General features: G+C 45.7%; 16 protein-coding genes. 9 read left to right on the forward strand and 7 right to left on the reverse strand.

Annotated elements, in window-relative coordinates:
• The first annotated feature begins 8 nt into the window (after positions 1-8).
• The 4 genes from dnm_RS17910 (at position 9) to dnm_RS17925 (ending at position 3,954) form a co-directional block, all read left to right on the forward strand.
• A complete protein-coding gene (locus tag dnm_RS17910; RefSeq protein ID WP_207678285.1) occupies positions 9-881 on the forward strand; it encodes an SPOR domain-containing protein in 873 nt (290 codons plus the stop codon).
• 100 nt (positions 882-981) lie between these two features.
• Positions 982-1,269 carry an Asp-tRNA(Asn)/Glu-tRNA(Gln) amidotransferase subunit GatC gene (gene gatC / locus dnm_RS17915; protein WP_207678286.1) on the forward strand — a complete coding sequence of 96 codons (288 nt, stop codon included), beginning with the start codon at positions 982-984 and terminating at the stop codon, positions 1,267-1,269.
• 77 nt (positions 1,270-1,346) lie between these two features.
• Positions 1,347-2,810 (forward strand): Asp-tRNA(Asn)/Glu-tRNA(Gln) amidotransferase subunit GatA, encoded by a 1,464-nt coding sequence (gene gatA / locus dnm_RS17920; RefSeq protein ID WP_207678287.1) that lies wholly within the window; start codon positions 1,347-1,349, stop codon positions 2,808-2,810.
• A gap of 55 nt (positions 2,811-2,865) precedes the next feature.
• Positions 2,866-3,954 (forward strand): VWA domain-containing protein, encoded by a 1,089-nt coding sequence (locus tag dnm_RS17925; RefSeq protein ID WP_207678288.1) that lies wholly within the window; start codon positions 2,866-2,868, stop codon positions 3,952-3,954.
• 366 nt (positions 3,955-4,320) lie between these two features.
• Here the strand turns inward: dnm_RS17925 and dnm_RS17930 are convergent, their stop codons facing one another.
• Positions 4,321-4,566, reverse strand: a complete 246-nt coding sequence (locus tag dnm_RS17930) for a hypothetical protein (RefSeq protein ID WP_207678289.1) — start codon at positions 4,564-4,566, stop codon at positions 4,321-4,323.
• Positions 4,567-5,020: 454 nt separating this feature from the next.
• Between dnm_RS17930 and dnm_RS17935 the strand changes: the two genes are divergently transcribed.
• The 3 genes from dnm_RS17935 (at position 5,021) to cooS (ending at position 9,090) form a co-directional block, all read left to right on the forward strand.
• Complete coding sequence (locus dnm_RS17935; RefSeq protein WP_207678290.1) at positions 5,021-6,358, forward strand: NAD(P)/FAD-dependent oxidoreductase; 1,338 nt, start codon at positions 5,021-5,023, stop codon at positions 6,356-6,358.
• Positions 6,359-6,489: 131 nt separating this feature from the next.
• The gene (locus tag dnm_RS17940; RefSeq protein ID WP_207678291.1) at positions 6,490-7,092 is read left to right on the forward strand and encodes a 4Fe-4S dicluster domain-containing protein; all 603 of its coding nucleotides are present in this window, start codon (positions 6,490-6,492) and stop codon (positions 7,090-7,092) included.
• 3 nt (positions 7,093-7,095) lie between these two features.
• Positions 7,096-9,090: an anaerobic carbon-monoxide dehydrogenase catalytic subunit gene (gene cooS / locus dnm_RS17945; RefSeq protein ID WP_276571810.1), complete on the forward strand. Its 1,995-nt coding sequence runs from the start codon at positions 7,096-7,098 to the stop codon at positions 9,088-9,090.
• 778 nt (positions 9,091-9,868) lie between these two features.
• On the opposite strand, the gene dnm_RS17950 is transcribed toward cooS, so the two are convergent.
• Positions 9,869-10,732 (reverse strand): hypothetical protein, encoded by an 864-nt coding sequence (locus dnm_RS17950; RefSeq protein ID WP_207678292.1) that lies wholly within the window; start codon positions 10,730-10,732, stop codon positions 9,869-9,871.
• A gap of 19 nt (positions 10,733-10,751) precedes the next feature.
• On the opposite strand from dnm_RS17950, the gene dnm_RS17955 reads away from it, so the two are divergent.
• Positions 10,752-11,669, forward strand: coding sequence for an ISL3 family transposase (locus dnm_RS17955; RefSeq protein WP_207678293.1), 918 nt, complete (start codon positions 10,752-10,754; stop codon positions 11,667-11,669).
• 85 nt (positions 11,670-11,754) lie between these two features.
• On the opposite strand, the gene dnm_RS17960 is transcribed toward dnm_RS17955, so the two are convergent.
• The 4 genes from dnm_RS17960 to dnm_RS17975 all read right to left on the reverse strand — a co-directional run bounded on the left by dnm_RS17960 (position 11,755) and on the right by dnm_RS17975 (position 16,593).
• Positions 11,755-12,612 carry a transposase gene (locus dnm_RS17960; RefSeq protein WP_207678294.1) on the reverse strand — a complete coding sequence of 286 codons (858 nt, stop codon included), beginning with the start codon at positions 12,610-12,612 and terminating at the stop codon, positions 11,755-11,757.
• 207 nt (positions 12,613-12,819) lie between these two features.
• Entirely contained in the window at positions 12,820-13,977 is a 1,158-nt protein-coding gene (locus dnm_RS17965) for a pyridoxal phosphate-dependent aminotransferase (RefSeq protein ID WP_207678295.1), read from the reverse strand.
• Positions 13,978-14,107: 130 nt separating this feature from the next.
• A complete protein-coding gene (locus dnm_RS17970; RefSeq protein WP_207678296.1) occupies positions 14,108-14,884 on the reverse strand; it encodes an EI24 domain-containing protein in 777 nt (258 codons plus the stop codon).
• Positions 14,885-15,624: 740 nt separating this feature from the next.
• Entirely contained in the window at positions 15,625-16,593 is a 969-nt protein-coding gene (locus dnm_RS17975) for an RpnC/YadD family protein (protein ID WP_207678297.1), read from the reverse strand.
• A 110-nt stretch (positions 16,594-16,703) separates the two neighbouring features.
• Here dnm_RS17975 and dnm_RS17980 point away from each other — a divergent pair, with 110 nt between their 5' ends.
• Positions 16,704-17,024: a hypothetical protein gene (locus dnm_RS17980; RefSeq protein WP_207678298.1), complete on the forward strand. Its 321-nt coding sequence runs from the start codon at positions 16,704-16,706 to the stop codon at positions 17,022-17,024.
• On the opposite strand, the gene dnm_RS17985 is transcribed toward dnm_RS17980, so the two are convergent.
• On the reverse strand, positions 16,973-17,788 hold the full coding sequence (locus dnm_RS17985) for an SDR family NAD(P)-dependent oxidoreductase (protein ID WP_207678299.1): 816 nt from the start codon (positions 17,786-17,788) through the stop codon (positions 16,973-16,975). The genes dnm_RS17980 and dnm_RS17985 overlap by 52 nt on opposite strands.
• Positions 17,789-17,904 lie beyond the last annotated feature (116 nt).

A 17,904-nucleotide genomic window follows, 5' to 3' on the forward strand; every position in this document is an offset into this window, starting at 1 on the left:
CGGTAATAATGAGGATAAACGGTAAAAATCGCTCTTTAGGGGAAAAGAGTAAATCTCGTTTTCTGCTGTTTTGCAAACGTTTTGGAAAATGGGGGCTGTGTTTCCTCTATTCCGCATGGATATTTGTACTCGGTATTCTTGTGGGAAGGGGGACTGCTCCTGTAAAATTCGACACGCAAAAGCTTCAAAAAGAATTGGCTGTTTTAAAAGAAGCGATGATGAGCGAGGAAGAAAAACGTTTAAGAATGGACCGGGAGTCATTAAATAATGGCTCGCTTAATTTCGATTTTCACAAGGAACTGACAAGTTCTGAAAACAATGTCAAATTCAAATTTGACGCGTCTGAAAAGGTCGAAAAAAACAAAGAGGAAAATTCTGAAAAATATGATGCAAAACAATCCGAAAAAAAGAATGAAATAAAACCGTTACCTGAAAAAATCCCTTTAAAAACGAAAAAGGTAAACAGTGTTCAAAAAACAGAAATCTCTAAAATAACAAAAAAATCAAAAAACAGAAAGACCATTGTTTCTTCTCGGAAATCTGAAAAAGCCAAGGTGGTCACGTCCCGGAAATCTGAAAAAGCCAAGGTGGTCACGTCTCGGAAATCCAAGTCAAAGAAATCAGGTGGGGAAGCCGGAACTGAAAGAAATATTACCATACAGGTTGCTTCATTTACAAAAAAAGAAGATGCCGGTGCCTTGGTGGCAAGACTTAAACGAAAAGGATATTCCGCATATGTGGCAGAGGGATCTGTTCCGGGAAAAGGCACATTTTACAGGGTAAGAGTGGGGTATTTCAAGAGCAGAGCAGAAGGGAAAAGTACAAGAAAGAGGTTAAACAAAGACCAAATTAATTCATTTTTTACCAGTACTAAAAAATGACAATATTTATAATAGTCAATAGTTAAATATCGAAACAAAGCCCTCTGAGGTTTTCAAAACCTCGGAGGTCTTACGGACACAATTTTCACAAGGAGTCACTATGAAAATTACAAAAAATGAAGTGATTCATGTCGCAGCCCTTTCCCGTCTCGACATGAATGAGGAATCCATAGATAAATTCGCCAGCCAGATCGGGACAATATTGGAATATGTTGACACATTAAAACAAGTTGACACGGAAGGCGTAAAACCAACTTCCCATGCCATTTTTCTCACGAATGCGTTTCGCGAAGATGAGGAAAAAGAACATCTTGACAGAGAGAATGCCCTTGCTAACGCACCTGAAAAAGAAGATGGAAATTTTGTGGTTCCCAAGGTGATTGCTTGAAATTCGAAACTTGAAACTTGAAACTTGAAACTTGAAACTCGAAATTCGGTTTTAAGGCTTAAATTGTGGGAGAAGATATGAAGTTGTATGAACTGACAATAGAAGAAGCGCATAAACTTCTGAAAGAAAAAGAAATTTCTTCACAGGAACTGACGCAGGCGGTTCTTGACCGTATCAGCGCTGTGGAGGAAAAAGTGGGGGCTTATGTCACTGTGGCGGATGAGTTGGCAATGGATCAGGCCAGGCTTGCGGATAAGGCGATTTCCGAGGGTAATATTTCGCCCCTTACCGGTATTCCTTTGGCCATTAAAGATCTGATGTGTACAAAAGGGCTTCGCACGACTTGTGCATCAGAGATTCTTGAAAATTTTGTTCCGCCGTATGATGCCACGGTGATTAAAAAATTGAAAAAACTCGATGCCGTGATTGTGGGAAAGACGAACATGGATGAATTCGCCATGGGCTCATCCAATGAACATTCAGGCATGAAGATTACGCATAATCCCTGGGACCTGACATGTATTCCCGGGGGATCAAGCGGAGGTTCTGCTGCCGCGGTTGCCGCGGATATGTGTATCAGTTCTCTGGGATCAGATACTGGCGGTTCCATACGTCAGCCCGCTTCCCACTGCGGTGTTGTGGGACTGAAACCCACTTACGGAAGGGTTTCCCGTTTCGGGCTGGTCGCGTTTGCCTCCTCCCTGGATCAGATCGGGCCTGTGACAAAAAGTGTCACAGACGCGGCCGTGATGATGAATGCCATTGCCGGGTATGATGCCGCGGATTCCACATCCGTGCCAAAAGAGACACCGGATTATACTTCTGTTCTCAATAAAGACGGTTTAAATGGCTTGACTGTGGGCATTCCCAGAGAATACAGTGAAGTCGAGGGGCTTGATCCTGATGTTTCTGCCGCAGTAAAAGACGCGATTAAAAAAATACAAGAGATGGGGGCCGAATGTATCGAAGTTTCCCTGCCTCACTCGAAATATGTTGTGGCTGTCTATTATGTGATTGCTCCTTCTGAGGCCAGCTCAAACCTTGCCCGGTACGACGGTGTGAAGTACGGGTTCAGAGACAAAGACAAAAGTGAACTGACAGACATGTATCGAAGTACACGGTCCGGGGGATTCGGGCCTGAAGTACAGCGCCGGATTATCATCGGAACCTACTGTCTTTCCGCAGGTTATTACGATGCGTATTATGGCAAAGCCTCCCAGGTGCGAACCCTCATCATGGAGGATTTTAACAAGGCATTTGAAAAGTGCGATGCGATTCTCTCACCCACAGCACCGACGCCTGCTTTTCCCATCGGAGAAAAGGTTGACGATCCATTAACCATGTATCTGTCTGACATATTTACCCTGTCCGCAAATCTGGCCGGAATTCCCGGAATATCTGTTCCGTGCGGTTTTTCAGCGCACGGGCTTCCCATCGGACTCCAGATCACAGGGAAACATTTTAACGAAGAAGCGCTTCTCAGAATTGCTTATAATTTTGAGCAGGCGACAGATTTTCATAAGAAAAAGCCATCATTATAAACTCGTTCCCAGGCTCCGCCTGGGAACGAGATAACTTTTATCAGAAAGGATGAAAATGAAAAAATACCGGTGTCTCAAACTCATAATGATCATAGGATTAAGCCTCCTGCTTATAAGTTGTTCCAGCAGCGATGACGGTTCAGATGGCTGTGACTGCAAAGGGGATCCGATTAGCGACAAAGAAGGCGGCCTGGTTCTCAGCTTTGAGGATCAGGATGAAAAAGCACCTGCAAATGTCTCGTTGCTGTTTAAAGTTGAGACAAAAGATGGCATACCCATTACAGATCTCAGATCAGATCATTTCAAAATTTATGAAGACGATGATGAAAAGCCAATTTCAGATGCTGAAAGCAAACAGGCAATCCTTCCCAAACCTGGAAAATTCAAATTTCATACCCTCTTGCTTCTTGACCTCAGCGCCAGTGTTCTGGAAAGTGACAGCCTGAAAACTTTAAAAGAAGCTGCCAAAAAATTTGCAGATGAGATCATGCCTGCTCCCAATAGTGAAAACTTCGGAGAAATAGATATGGGAATTTGGTATTTCGACGGTGCGGATGGTATCCATAGACTAGCCGAGTTTGATGAGGAATCAGACGAACTTATTTCAAAAATTTACAGCATTGATACGAAGATAAGCAATGATCCTTCAACAAACCTTTATGGTGCTATTATTAAAGGAATAGAAAAAGTGGAGGGCATGGTGGGCAAAAGAGGCAATACGATCACCGTGGGTTCTGTTGTTGTTTTTACTGATGGGAGGGACGAGGCTGACAGAAAGACAAGGGAGGAGGCTTTGCAGACGCTTTATGATACGGGGAAAAATGTTTCCGTCTATACAATTGGCCTGGGAGGTGACATAGATGATGAAACTTTGGCAGAATTCGGCAGAGATGGTTTCGTGCTTGCCGATGATATCTCCGAGCTGGTGGAAAAATTCGAGGATATTGCTGAAAGAATCCTGAAGGATGTGAACAGTTATTATCTTCTTGAATACTGCTCTCCCAAGCGGAAGGGAAGCCACGATCTGACAATTTCAGCAGAATATTATTATGATTCTGAGGATAAATATCTGAGTGGTTCGCTGACAACATGCTTTTGTGCATCAGGCTTCAGAGGCGGGTGTGAAATACCTGCTGATGATTAAAAATAACACCCTGTTGCCACACAGATTAGCAATAAGCAAAAAATTTCTGTAAAAAAAGACTGATTATAACGGATTTAAGGAAGGGCCGATCAAGCCCTGTAGGGGCGGCATGTTTGTAACAAATCATGCTGCGAATATGCCGGGCCGGTCTTCCTTAAATCCGTTATAATCAGAAAAAAGATATGAAATCCCTGGTTATTGCTAATCCGTGCAGATGATACGCCGTGCAGATAATAAGGACAAAACAACGGGGATATCAGATAAGAAGGAGATTTGGCCGTATTCCGGTTCTGGATATCATCCCTATAATATTCTAAATGAATATTTTAAATATCAAATAGTTATCCGAAATTAAGGCACAATCGGCTACTCGACAATTATTTCAAGTTTTTCATCAGCATTTTCAACTTCAATTAATGTCCCCTTGGGTCCTTCCTTTGCAAACAGTCCGCTAAGTTCCTGTAAGTCTATTCCCTCTTTTGCTAAAGAAGCTTTTACTTTGCTTGGAAGAAGCTTTTCCGAAATGTGTAAGGACGAAAGGGGAAGTGTTATCTTTGTTTCCGGTTCCTTTTTACCTGGTTTATAAATATGTATTTTCAATAATCGTGTCATTATTTTCCTCCCATAAGATTTTAGAAAAGACCAACAAATCAATTTGCGTACATCCCCTAACATAATTTGAAACATTTTTGCAACCTATAATTGTTTGTTGTAAATTTCCTTACAGACTGTCCAATGTGACATTACCTAAATTCAGACATTTCGGAGTTCAAAATCAGGAATATCCTGATTGAATTTCTGTTCAATCTGACATAGAAATGTTTGATTTATTGTTGCGGAACCCACCATACTCAAAATAAAGAATATACCCGATACAAAAAACGTAGGGTGGGTGGAGCGAAGCGGAACCCACCGCACAAGGTGGGTTCCGCTTCGCTCCACCCACCCTACATCACCCTACGTTAGATGAAACTTGAAATTTGGAACCATCACATATGCACATAGGAAAATGCGCTCAACTTCCTGATTTCAAATTTCAAGTTTCAAGTTTCAAAAGGAGGTGAGTGTGAAATATGTAATTATCGGAAACGGCGTTGCAGGTATTCAGGCGGCTGAAACCATACGCCAATTTGATTCCGAAGGCAGCATCACCATGATCGGAGATGAAACCTTTCCCCCTTACTGCCGTCCTATGATCAGCCTTGCCCTTGAAGGTTCGGTTGATCAGGATAAACTGCACATCCGAAGCGCGGGCTTTTATGATGATTTGAACATCAGGCCTGTGCTGGGAAAACGCGTCACAGGGATTGATGTGGACAATAAAAAGGTTCTTATTCAGGAGAAATCCGCCAGACCCAGTTTGCAAGCATCCTCTACGATAATGGACCTTATATGCAAACTGCTGAGTATATTCGGCGGTGATCCCGGAACCGAACCCCGGCGCGGTTCTGAAACCGGGTTTGAATTTGACAAATTGCTGATTGCAACCGGGGCTGACCCCAGACCCGTCAAAGCTACGGGCCTGAATTTGAAAAACATTTTTTATATGCGCACAGAAGTGCATGTTCGGCAAATGCTGGAAATCCTGCCGGGTGCCAAAAACGCGCTTGTCCTGGGAGGCGGTCTGGTGGGCTTCAAGGCAGCTTACGGGCTGCTTTGCCGCGGTCTTCATGTGACCATGCTGATTCGTTCAGACTATCCCCTTTCCATGCAGGTTGATGAAAAAGCAGGCAGGATGATTCTTGATCAGCTCTCAGAACATGGCCTGGAAGTGAAAGTGGGTGTTGAAGTGACAGGTTTTGAAGGCATAAAAAAAGTGGAACGCGCCAATTTGTCGGATAAAACAGCCATTGCATGTGATATGGTTGTGGTGGGCAAAGGCGTATTGCCTGCGCTCTCTTTCGTGCCCCGTGATAAAATTCAGGCTGATCTGGGCATCCTGGTGGATCAGCACATGGAAACAAATATTCCCGGAATTTTTGCCGCAGGGGATGTTGCTCAATCCGTTGATATTGCAAGAAAAATATCCTGGGTTAACGCTATATGGCCGGAAGCGGTTGAACAGGGCCGTATTGCCGGAATGAACATGGCCGGTCGTCAGACGGCCTACAAAGGAAGCCTGAGCCGCAATGTCATCCGTATTTTTGATCTTGACGTGATGACCGCAGGTCTGGTAAATCCTCCTTCTGACCCCTCTTATGAAGTCGTCAGTTCTGATAATCTCCGTCTTAACATCTATCGTAAACTGGTTTTTCGTAATGACAAACTGGCAGGATTTGTAATGGTGAATGCCATTGAACAGGGCGGCATCCTTATGTCTCTTATAAAAAATGAAATACCTGTGAAGATACCCAAAGCAGCTATGCTTGAACCATCATTTAATTATAACCAACTGATGATGTAAAAAATCCGTTCTTCTAAGAGTGTGTTTAAAGAATCCCGCAGGGACGCTATATTTGCAGCTCTGAGAACACGGGTTCTTGTTTTTACAATCAGGGAAAAGAACCCCCTATAATAAAAGAAGGAGGAGGACTTATGAAAAAAGTCGTAGTTCATCCGGAAAGATGCGTGGGGTGTATGCAATGTATGATCGCCTGCGCAACTGCCCATTCCCAAACCAAAAATCTGTTTTCAGCCACGCTGGAAGACCCTCTGCCCAGACCCCGGGTTCATGTGGGAGCCGGATTATATGGCGAAGGTTTTCCCAATCGTTGCAGACACTGTGACCCGGCCCCCTGCATGTTTGCCTGTCTGCCCGGAGCCATTTACCGTGACTGGGAAACAGACACCGTTCTTATTGATCCGGACAAATGTATCAACTGCGCTTCCTGTGCCATGGCCTGTCCCTTTGGCGTGATTCGTTATCATGAAGACGCGTCAGCGCCTTTGAAAAAAACCGTTGCAGTCAAGTGCGACAACTGCCTGGAACGGCAGAACCAGGGACTCATCCCCGCGTGCGTGGAAGTTTGTAAATCCCGCGCACTGACCTTTGAAGACCCATCTGACGCCATGAAAAGAAAAACCAATGAAGTGGCACAAAGTCTGTCATCAGATACAAGCCGGATTGAAATAGCTCCCGGCTTTACCTTGTTAAACACAATTAAACGGACCCAGGTGGAATTGAAAATTGAGAATTGAGAATTGAGAATTGAGAATTGGAACATCGAGTTTCGAGTTTCGAGTTTCGAGTTTCGAGTTTCGAGTTTCGAGTTTCAAGTTTCGAGTTTCAAGTTTCCAACGACAAAGGAGAGACATATGAGCAAGGCGTATGAAAAGAATACCATCACCGAAGATGGTCAGTTGTTGTTGAAAAAAGCGGAAAGAGATCAGATTGAGACTGTATGGGATCGTTACGAGGCTCAGTTGCCCCAGTGCGGATATTGTGAGATGGGGCTGAGTTGCCGCGTATGTGTTATGGGGCCGTGCCGGGTGGACCCGTTCGGAGAGGGACCTCAGAAAGGGGTATGCGGGGCAGACGGAGATATTATTGTGGCTCGGAATCTGTGCCGTATGATTGCGGCAGGCGCGGCGGCCCATTCAGATCACGGACGGGACCTTGTGGAAGTGCTGGCTGAGGTGGCTGAGGGCCGTGCCCCGGGCTATGAAATCAAAGATATGGAAAAGCTGAAACGGGTGGCTGCTGAATACAATATAGAAACAGAAGGAAAAGATCCTCTGAAAATTGCCGGAGAACTGGCGCACGCGATGCAGGAAGATTTTGGCACACGGAAAAAAGAGCTGACGCTTGTAAAAACTGCCCCTGAAAAACGCCAGGAACTTTGGAAAAAAATCGGTGTCATGCCCAGGGGGATTGATCGGGAAATCTCGGAAACCATGCACCGGACCCATATGGGCGTTGATAATGGCTGGCAAAGTCTCCTTCTTCATGGTATCCGCAATGCCTTGTCTGATGGCTGGGGCGGCTCCATGATCGCCACCGAGGTGTCAGATATTCTCTTCGGCACCCCTGCACCAAAGCTCACTGCCGCGAATGTGGGCGTGTTGAAAGAAGATCAGGTCAATATTGTTGTTCATGGTCACAATCCGGTGGTTTCCGAGATGATTATGCTGGCGTGTCAGTCTCCTGAAATGCTGAAACTGGCGGAAGAAAAAGGAGCAAAAGGGATCAACCTCGCAGGTGTGTGCTGTACCGGAAATGAACTGCTGATGCGGCACGGTGTGCCCATGGCAGGCAATCATCTGGTCTCGGAACTGGTACTCACCACTGGCGCTGTTGAAATGATGATCGTGGATTATCAATGTATTATGCCTTCCATGGGCGATGTGGCGGCATGTTACCATACCCGGATGATCAGTACCAGTGACAAGGCCCGCTTTCCCGGAATGACGCATCGGGAGTTCCATCCTGACAATGCCAGAGAACTGGCAAAAGAGCTGGTAACAGCAGCCATTGAAAATTTTGAAAATCGGGGAGAGGTTTATATTCCTGTGGAGCCGGTCAATGCGATCGGGGGTTTTTCAGTGGAAACTATCGTGGCCGCTCTGGGCGGAACCCCTCAGCCGCTCATTGATGCCATTGCGGCCGGGAAGATTCGGGGGGCTGTCGGTGTTGTGGGATGTAATAACCCAAAAATTAAGCATGATTACGGTCATGTGACGCTGACAAAGCGGCTCATTGAGAATGATATTTTGGTTGTGGATACGGGCTGCGCGGCCATTGCCAACGCAAAGGCCGGATTCAAAGTCGCGGATGCAATTGAATTCGCGGGACCCGGGCTGAAAGAAATATGCGGCTCCCTCGGTATTCCGCCGGTGCTGCATATGGGGAGCTGTGTGGACAATGCTCGGATTCTGGTACTGGCTTCCGCGTTGGCAAAAGCGATGAAAACCGACATCAGTGACCTTCCCCTCGCTGCAGCCGCGCCGGAATGGTATTCTGAGAAAGCAGTATCTATCGGTGTTTATACGGTGGCTTCAGGTGTTTACACAGTGCTGGGACCCATGCCGCCCATTACAGGAAGCATGAACGTGGTCAGGCTTCTCACCGACGGTCTCAACGATGTGGTCGGGGCTGCCTTTGGCGTGGAACCTGATCCTGAGAAAGCAGCGGTTCTGATTCGCAGACATATCGAAGAGAAGCGGGAAAATTTAGGGCTTCCTTTTATGAAACTATGACTTTTTCTGATATAAATGATGCCTGCGAGATTGAAAATCTCGCAGGTAAGTACCCGATCAAAAGTTTTTTATACATTTTTTTTCTGCGAACGGCGGAGAAACCCGGCTTTTTCCTTCAGGGCCGGCGAATCATGCCGGAAAAAAAAGCCGGGTTTCTTCCCCGGGCAAATATCAAAAACTTATGGTTAGGTACTGGGGTGATGAAAATGTTTCCAAGGCTCTGAAAAAGCTGATCCCGTTTTTGTTCCCCGCATTTTTTAACTGCCTGATTTTTAAGTCATAAAAAATTTGCGGAATAAAAATGGGATCGCAATTGTCAGCCCGGTTTGTGACATTTTCATCACCCCAGTTAGGTACTTATATTTTTTTTACTGATTATAACGGATTTTAGTATAAGTCACAAGATTTTGAAATTATTAAATTAAATAATCTAAAAATCTATCCGTGCCGGGGTGATGAGAATCGGAAATCCGGGACATCCGTCCCCTCCGAATCCCCGGTTTTCCGGATATGTGTGCCTGGTTACTTATATTCGATAATCAAGTTTTTTTTTCTGTCACTCGATAATCAAGTTTTTTTTGTCATTCCTGCGAAAGCAGGAATCCATTTTGGCCGATGGCACGCTTCCGGGAGCAATGAATTCCTGCTTTTGCAGGAATGACGGACTGCGCGGCCGGGTCGGAGCAAAAAACTTGATTATCGAGTTATAAAAACAGAAGGTTGCGGACAGGCTTCCGAAATCGGAGCCTCCCCTGAATCCGTTATAATCAGCGTATTTTTATTCTCTGACTGTTACCCTGTCCAAAATATAAATCACCTCTTCCAGACCGATCTTTTCATCCCCGTTCACGTCAACTCCGGATGTGGAACAGGGAGTCTGAGCGCTTTTTCCGGCTACTGATTTTAAAGCCATCAGCGCATCGGTGAGGGTGAGCGTGTCATCGCCGCTGAGGTCGCCCCGCAAGCATGATCTTCCCTTCTGGATGACGGCAATCTGCCTGGGGGCGGAGCAGAGGGGGTCCGGTTCGGTGGTGTCCAGGGCATAGACGCTGATCTCATAGGTTCCTGTCACGGCGAAGTCGTTGTAAATGCCTTCGTATCTGCTGTCTCCGTCAGGGTCTTCGAGGTTCAGGGCGGGCATGTCTAAGACGGGGGTGCCCGAGGGGCCGGGATCGTGGTCCGGGCGGCTGATGACCGCCACTACCTCCCGGATGCCGTTCGCATCGCTCACGCTGCCGACCCAGATCGTTGCTGAGGTTTCGCCGTGCAGGGTCATGTTTTCACATGCGGATCCGATGCGGGGCATGTCCGAGGCGGGTTTGTAGCCTCTGCCGATTTTTATGTTGTTTGCCAGTACGAAGTCGTCATCTTCATTTCCGATGCCGTCGCCGTCCGCGTCGAGAAGGGCGGTCTGACTTTTTTTCATCATGGCCTTGCCGAAGATGAATGCTTCGTCCAGTTCTGACCCATACAGGACGGCGGACCAGAACTGGTAGGAGAACGAAAGCCCGCCGGAGAGTCCGCCCAGGGGCGTGAAGTAGGCGCTCTGGCCGAGTTCGGCGCTGCTGATCACTATGCGTTCCTTTCCCTCGGGCGGGGTCAGCAGGGGAAGAAAGCTTCCCGAATGGCAAGCATCATACACGACGATGAGTCTGCCGGGCATGGTTTCCTGGAGACTGTCCAGCTGGGGAGAAGATGTGAGTGTTAAGGAAAATCTCGGATACGAGGCTGTGACAGGAATTATCAGCCGTCGGATTGCCGCCGAAGCAAAGTGGGACGAAATAAAGAGAATCGATATCATAGGAACTGATGAAATTTCTCTGAGAAAAGGGCATAAGGATTTTGTGACAATTGTGACATCGCTTACACAAGGAGATATCCTGATATTGGCAGTTCCCGGAGACCGTAAAAAGGAAACTGTGAGGAAATTTCTGAAAACAATTCCGAAAAGGCTGAGGAAGACAGTCCGGGGAGTATGTTCGGACATGTACGAAGGTTTTATCAATGCGGCGAAGGAGGTTTTCGGAAAAAGAATGAGAATCATAGCAGACCGGTTTCATGTCGCGAAGTTGTACAGAAAAGACTTTGACGGACTTCGCAAAAAGGAGATGAGGCATCTGAAAAAGGAATTGTCGGAAGAGGAATACGGAAAACTGAAAGGAGCAATGCGGGCATTGCGGAAAAAAAAGGAGAAACTGAGCGATGAGGAAAAGGAGGTTCTGAAACGTCTGTTCGGATATTCTCCTGACCTGAAACTCGCTTACGATTTCTGCAGAGAACTCACAGATATTTTCGAAGAAGATATTTCAAAGAGCGAAGCGAAGCGGAAAATCAGGATCTGGAAAATACGGGTCGGAGTGAGCGGGCTGAACTGTTTTGACAACTTCCTCAAAACATTGAAGAAACGCCATAATGAGATAATAAATTATTTTACTGACCGACAGACAGGCGGCTTCGCGGAAGGACTGAATAACAAGATAAAAGTGATAAAACGGCGTTGTTACGGTATTACGAATATTGAAAATCTATTTCGAAGAATATTTCTCGATCTCAGAGGATATTCTTTGTTTGCCTCATAATAATGAGAACAATAAAAATGAATTGTCAAAGAGCTACTAAAAACGATAACATATTATTTTGTATTATAAAAAGCTTTAACACGAATTACCAGAGAATCTGTTTTTTTCCTTTTTTTATCGGACGGGCCTCGGGCTCGTCAAGGGAAACTGTCCGATTTTTTATATGCCTCTCTCCGGCAATTTTCTGTTCGTTCTGTTCGTTAAGCAGTGTCAGGAGCGCGAGCAGCCGCAGGGCTTTTTCTTTTTCGCCGCCCGAAGCCGTAAGATTTCCGACCCTGTCCCCGAACGTACGGAGAGCGCTGACGAAAATCAGCGCAAATTCAAAGAAATATGCCGGAATCTCATTTTTATTCCTATTCAGATTATATTCACGCCAAAGCTCCTTTATTTCCCTGTCATCCCACCACAGGGGAATGCCGTGAGTTTCGGCAAAATGTCTCATCTTCCCGAATGCTTTAAAAATCAGTCCGATATCCGTGGGGTAAATTATATCGGCAGGCAGAACTGTCGAATCTGTCAGCATACAGTCGCCTTTTATGACACCGGCAAGACGCAGCATATCGAATATTTCCGATTCGATAACGGCAATTCCCTCCTCTCCGGGCCGCCGCCGTATTTTGCAAAGACCGCTGTCATGTATGAAAGTTTTCAGTTTTTCATCAGGGACATTGCAGAAATACTGAATATAACGGTTTTCCCTGACCTGGCTGACAACCCCCCTGTCACTGAGCAGCCGGAGCCTCGCAACAACAAACAGGCCGATGACCGTCCGGAGGGAAATACCGACACAGCCCCTGCCGCTGTCATAAAACCGGGTCAGCCTGTTTATAATTTTCTGCCACGGAATAACCTTTCGCAGAATGACAAGTTCATTGGTCAGATCGGTTATATTCTTTTTTACCCATTCCGGAGTGAAAGCTTCCTCAAATTTTTTTTCAATCATTTTATTGCCTCCGTGTTACAATTTTGTCATAAATTACGGATAAGACTCTCGGAGCCTCTCAGGGCGAAGATTAAAAAATATCATATAACACTATGGAAAAGCAAGAGAAAAGAGAAATTCAGCAGATACTAAATATAACGGACCTGCGGGGCTTGAGTCAGTGCAGAGATGGTTCGGAGGCAAATGACTGATACTCTCTGTTGCCTGCTATCCCCGTTCTTTAAGCTTCAGCAGACGCTCTCCGGCTGCTTTCAGGGTGTCCTCACGCTTGGCAAAATGAAACCGGATCAGATGATTGACGGATTCATGAAAAAAACTTGAGCCCGGAACCGCTGCCACGCCGATTTCTTTGGCAAGCCAACGGCAAAAAGCAGTATCGTCTTTCACGTCAAAGTCGGAAATATCTGCCAGCACATAATACGCGCCCTGCGGAATGGTGTAAGGCAGGCCGGTCTGATCAAGATAGCCCAGAAAGCAGTCTCGCAGTCGGGTGTATTCATTCTGCAATTGTTCGTAATAACTCAGCGGAAAATTCAGTGCCGTGACCGCAGCTTCCTGCAACGGGGAAGCCGCACCCACAGTGAGAAAATCATGCACTTTTTTTGCTCCCTCGATCACTTCCTGAGAAGCGATCACATATCCGAGACGCCAGCCGGTGATCGCATATGTTTTGGAAAGCGAACTGCATGAAACAGTCCGTTCAAACATTCCCGGAAGACTGGCAATATATGTGTGGGTATGTGGCGCATAGACAATATGCTCATAAACTTCGTCCGTGAGAATGTATGCGTCAAACTCCTGTGCCAGGTCCGCGATATATTGCAGTTCTTCTCGGGTGAAGACCTTTCCCGTGGGATTGGACGGATTACACAGCACCAGCGCTTTGACACCCTGCTTAAAGGCATTGCGTAATTCATCAGGGTCAAAATTAAATCCCGGAGGATGCAAAGGCACATAGATCGGCTTCGCACCGGTGAGAATCGTATCCGCGCCGTAGTTCTCATAAAACGGAGAGAACACAATCACCTTGTCTCCGGGATTGCAGACTGTCATCATCGCCACCATCATGGCCTCGGTGCTGCCGCAGGTCACGACAATGTTGGTATCCGGGTCCAGGTCCAGCCCCATCCAGTAACGCTGTTTACGCGCCAGGGCTTCCCGGAATCCGGCCGCACCCCATGTGATGGCATACTGATGAAATCCTTGTTCCAAAGCACGCTTGGCAGCAGCCACCAATTCAGCGGGCGGATCAAAATCAGGAAATCCCTGGGAGAGATTAATCGCGCCGCATTCATTAGAAACGCGTGTCATTTCCCGAATGACAGACTCTGTAAAGTATTTGAGATGATTTGCAATAGAAGGCATAAATATAACTCTCCGAAAATTTATAGAAAAAAGTGTTAGGTGTTAAGTGTTAGGTGTTAGGTGTTAAGTGTTAGGTGTTATGAAAGATTACAATTTTCATGCTTCGTCGTGACTGGCAGATCCTGGCTGTTTATAATCCCTCCAGCCGAGGATCATTTTCATTTATTTTATCCAGGGCGGCCAGGGTTGCGGCAATCGTGCCGTAAGCCGGGGCACTGAACCACCCGACCAGCGGGATGAGCAGCATTAACATAAACCCTGCCCCCACGCCGATGACTCTGGCCCGGTTCCCGCGTGCAAATTCAATGCTTTCCCTGACTGAATATCTTTTCCTTTCCAGTGTGTAGTCAATCAGGCCGAAACCATTATAATAGAACTGAATCAGGAACATGAGAACCGGAGAGACCATAACACCGAGAATGGGAATGAAAACCAGAATCCAGGCAAAAAAAGTTAGGATGATCGTCAGAAACAAATTTCTGAGGTTGATAATCAGCCCCCTGATAATGTCTTTGACAAAATCTTTGAAATTTAATTCCGGAGGTGGCTCGTTGTAAACCACTTTTTCTGTTACTTCAGACAAATAACTTAAAATTGGGGAAAAGAAAATCAGCACGATTTGTCTGTAAGTAATATACGCGATTAAAAACAAAACGATCCATAACAAAACAAAGGTGACGATCACCATTGCCTCCCCCTTCATAAAGGTCGGAATCCAGTTTTTGTTAATGTGGTCGGATAAACCCGAAAAGTAAATATTGCCCAGAAATATGAGCAAAAAAATGTAACAAAGGCTCATTATTCCGGGAAGTGTCATGTATGACCACAGGTTGTACTTGGAAATCGTGCGATGGGCTTTGACATAGGCTCCGATACCTTTGAAAAATTCTTTGATATTATACAGCATAAATTATAATTTTCCTGTGTGAGTGTTTTTTTACCGTGAAAATACATTTTGAAAAGCCGGGTTTTTTATCTGAAAATATTTTTATGACCGGGGGGGGAAAAACCCGGCTTTTTCATGAGCGTTTATTTCCTCTTTTTGTGTAACATGGCGAAGATTCGTCTGAATTTTGCAATCAGATAAGTAAGTACCTAATCATAAGTTTTCGATATGTGCCCGGGAAAGAAACCCGGCTTTTTTCCCCGGAATGATCCGCCGCCCCTGAAGGAAAAAGCCGGGTTTCTCGGCCGTTCGCAGGAAACAGTACCTATCCATAAGTTTTCGATATCTGCCCGGGGAAGAAACCCGGCTTTTTTCCCGGAATGATCCGCCGCCCGTGAAGGAAAAAGCCGGGTTTCCCGGCCGTTCACAGGAAACAGTACCTATCCATAAGTTTTCGATATCTGCCCGGGAAAGAAACCCGGCTTTTTTCCCCGGAATGATCCGCCGCCCCTGAAGGAAAAAGCCGGATTTCTCGGCCGTTCGCAGAAAAAAAGATGTATAAAAAACTTTTGATCGGGTACTTAACTCAATAATCAAGTTTTTTTTATGTCATTCCTGCGAAAGCAGGAATCCACTGTTCCCGGAGGCGTGGCATCTGCCAAAAACGGATTCCTGCTTTCGCAGGAATGACAGGTTGCCCGGCCGGATTGGATAAAAAACTTGATTATCGAGTATAACTGACTGCGAAGCTCTGACCTGATTCAGTGTGTATTTGTTCTGTCATCAATCCATTTTAAAACAGCATTCAGCGAATCCAGTTTCAGAATTTCGGTGCTGAGATTCAGCAAATCCTCCGCACTCAGATTTTTCAGTTTCTCCAATGCCTTTTCATCTCGGAAACCGAATTTGGCTGCAATCAGTCTTGCTATGATCAAAGCCTCACCTTCCAGCATTCCCCGTTTATATCCGACCCGTTCAACACTTGTTATGTATTGCATTTTTTTCTCCCCCTCAAATTTGGCGATTTCTTCCATAAAAGAATGATCGAGTTCTTCAGGAAGAAACATCAGCCAGTCTATGAACCGGAATAAGTTGATGATATCCTGTCTGCCGAACCCTTTCTGATAAAGATGTTTGATAATTTGGATTTTTTCATTCAGGCGTTTCTCCCTGTCTTTTGCCGTGGACTGATTTTTCAAGTGCGCCAGGGTAATGATGGCAAACGGATTGTTGCTTTGTTTCAGGAATTTCATCTGCTTTTTGTACCTGGCTAACTTTATGACCGGAAATTTGAAGGTCACTTCACAGCCCCATTTTTTCTTTGTAAATTTGTTGGGACGCCATTTCCCGCTCTGATCCCCTAAAACAGCGAAGCTGACCGCATGCACATGAAATCTGTCAAACAGACGATAATTATACACATACATACGTTCAGCAAATTCTTTTTCATATTGGGACTGAACATCCACATGAACCAAAGCCCATTCTTCTGATCCGGTTTTAAGCCAGACCCTGGCCAGTTTATCCACATATCTTCTTCCGGTTTCAGCTTCTTTGACAATTTTTTGAAATTCCTTGTCCAAAAATTCATAACCTTTGCTCCAATCAATGTCGTTACAGGCTTCCGGAAAAAAGAATTCCATGAATTCACGGAAATAAGGTTCAATGATGTCTTTCCATGGGCTGTCATAATCATCGGTTATTTCTGAAGATTTATCTTTTTGCATCATAATATGATACCATTTTGCTAATTGAATTTCAACTGATATCTTTCATCGCCCGACACACCGCATTTTTGTGAATTTCAAGATAGCTATATTTCGAAGCAGGAGCAAGTCAGATGAAAAAAATTCCGGTATGCACGGATGTCAGGCGAGGCCAGGACGCGAAGCATTCGCTCTGCATTCCCACGCAAAGCGTGGGAACGAGAAAACGAGAAAACGAGAAAAAATCCGGTATGCACGGACGACAGGCGAGATCAGGACGCGAAGCGTCCGTACTGCATTCCCACGCAAAGCGTGGGAACGAGAAACGAGAAAGACCTGCGAGGTTTCGGAAACCTCGCAGGTCTTATGTCAGATTTATACCTGAAAATTTATGTCCGGTTAGTTATAACACACCTTTCGGCATGGAACCGACTTTTTCTCCCCCCAGGACATAGCCGCCATCAAGGCGCAACACACTTCCCGTCATAAATGGCGCATCCTTTATGATAAAAAGAACCGCTTTCACCACATCCTCAATGGTTCCTGTTCGTTCCAGCAGCGTATGATCAGCAATGGCCTGTTTCTGTTCCTCAGTCAGCAGTCCCCAGCCCCTTGTCTTATCTCCGTGCCGGGTTTCAACAATGCCCAGCATGATTTCATTGACCCGGACTTCCGGGGCACCTGTTCTTGCCCATGTTTCCGTGAGCAGAGATATTCCCCGGTTTGCGGCTGCATATCCGTCATTAAAAATAAGACTCGCGGGGCCTGACCTTCCGACAATCCCCGCTATGGAAGAAAAATTGATAACAACGCTGTTTCCCGAAGCTTTGAGATGCGGAAGGGCCGAATCAAAGACCCACCTTTTGGCACGAAGCGTTGTCGCCATTTCAAGGTCCCATTGCTCCTGCACATAAGGTCCATGCACCACAGGCCATCCCCCGCGCTCAATGTTGTTGATGAGGATATCAAGACGGCCGAAATGATCCGTGACTTTTTGGATAAGCTCCGGAATCTTATTCGTCTCAAGCAGATTTGTTTTCAGAATGAGATGCTCCCGGCCAGTCTCCGCAAAATCCTGTTTCATCTCACCAAGGCTTTCCTCCCAGTCAAAATAATTGAGGGCAACCTTTACGCCTTGGTCTGCAAGGGCAAGTCCGATGGCCTTTCCAATGCCTTTTACAGAACCAAGTACCAACGCAACTTTGTTTTCAAGTTTCATAATTAAAAGGTGATTAGGTGTTAGGTGATTAAGTGTTAGGTGATTAGGTGTTAAGTGTTAAGTGTTAGGTGTTAAGTGTTAAGTGTTAGGTGTTAAGTGTTAGGTGATTAGGTGTT

Source organism: Desulfonema magnum (genome assembly GCF_017377395.1).
GTDB lineage: Bacteria > Desulfobacterota > Desulfobacteria > Desulfobacterales > 4be13 > Desulfonema_C > Desulfonema_C magnum.

Coding starts and splice junctions, on each gene's coding strand:
- dnm_RS17960 (WP_207678294.1), bottom strand. CDS start 12,612: ATGATTGAAAAAAAATTTGAGGAAGCTTTCACTCCGGAATGGGTAAAA.
- dnm_RS17940 (WP_207678291.1), top strand. CDS start 6,490: ATGAAAAAAGTCGTAGTTCATCCGGAAAGATGCGTGGGGTGTATGCAA.
- dnm_RS17980 (WP_207678298.1), top strand. CDS start 16,704: ATGAAAAAAATTCCGGTATGCACGGATGTCAGGCGAGGCCAGGACGCG.
- gatC (WP_207678286.1), top strand. CDS start 982: ATGAAAATTACAAAAAATGAAGTGATTCATGTCGCAGCCCTTTCCCGT.
- dnm_RS17975 (WP_207678297.1), bottom strand. CDS start 16,593: ATGATGCAAAAAGATAAATCTTCAGAAATAACCGATGATTATGACAGC.
- dnm_RS17955 (WP_207678293.1), top strand. CDS start 10,752: ATGGTTTCCTGGAGACTGTCCAGCTGGGGAGAAGATGTGAGTGTTAAG.
- dnm_RS17970 (WP_207678296.1), bottom strand. CDS start 14,884: ATGCTGTATAATATCAAAGAATTTTTCAAAGGTATCGGAGCCTATGTC.
- gatA (WP_207678287.1), top strand. CDS start 1,347: ATGAAGTTGTATGAACTGACAATAGAAGAAGCGCATAAACTTCTGAAA.
- dnm_RS17910 (WP_207678285.1), top strand. CDS start 9: ATGAGGATAAACGGTAAAAATCGCTCTTTAGGGGAAAAGAGTAAATCT.
- dnm_RS17965 (WP_207678295.1), bottom strand. CDS start 13,977: ATGCCTTCTATTGCAAATCATCTCAAATACTTTACAGAGTCTGTCATT.
- dnm_RS17930 (WP_207678289.1), bottom strand. CDS start 4,566: ATGACACGATTATTGAAAATACATATTTATAAACCAGGTAAAAAGGAA.
- dnm_RS17985 (WP_207678299.1), bottom strand. CDS start 17,788: ATGAAACTTGAAAACAAAGTTGCGTTGGTACTTGGTTCTGTAAAAGGC.
- dnm_RS17925 (WP_207678288.1), top strand. CDS start 2,866: ATGAAAAAATACCGGTGTCTCAAACTCATAATGATCATAGGATTAAGC.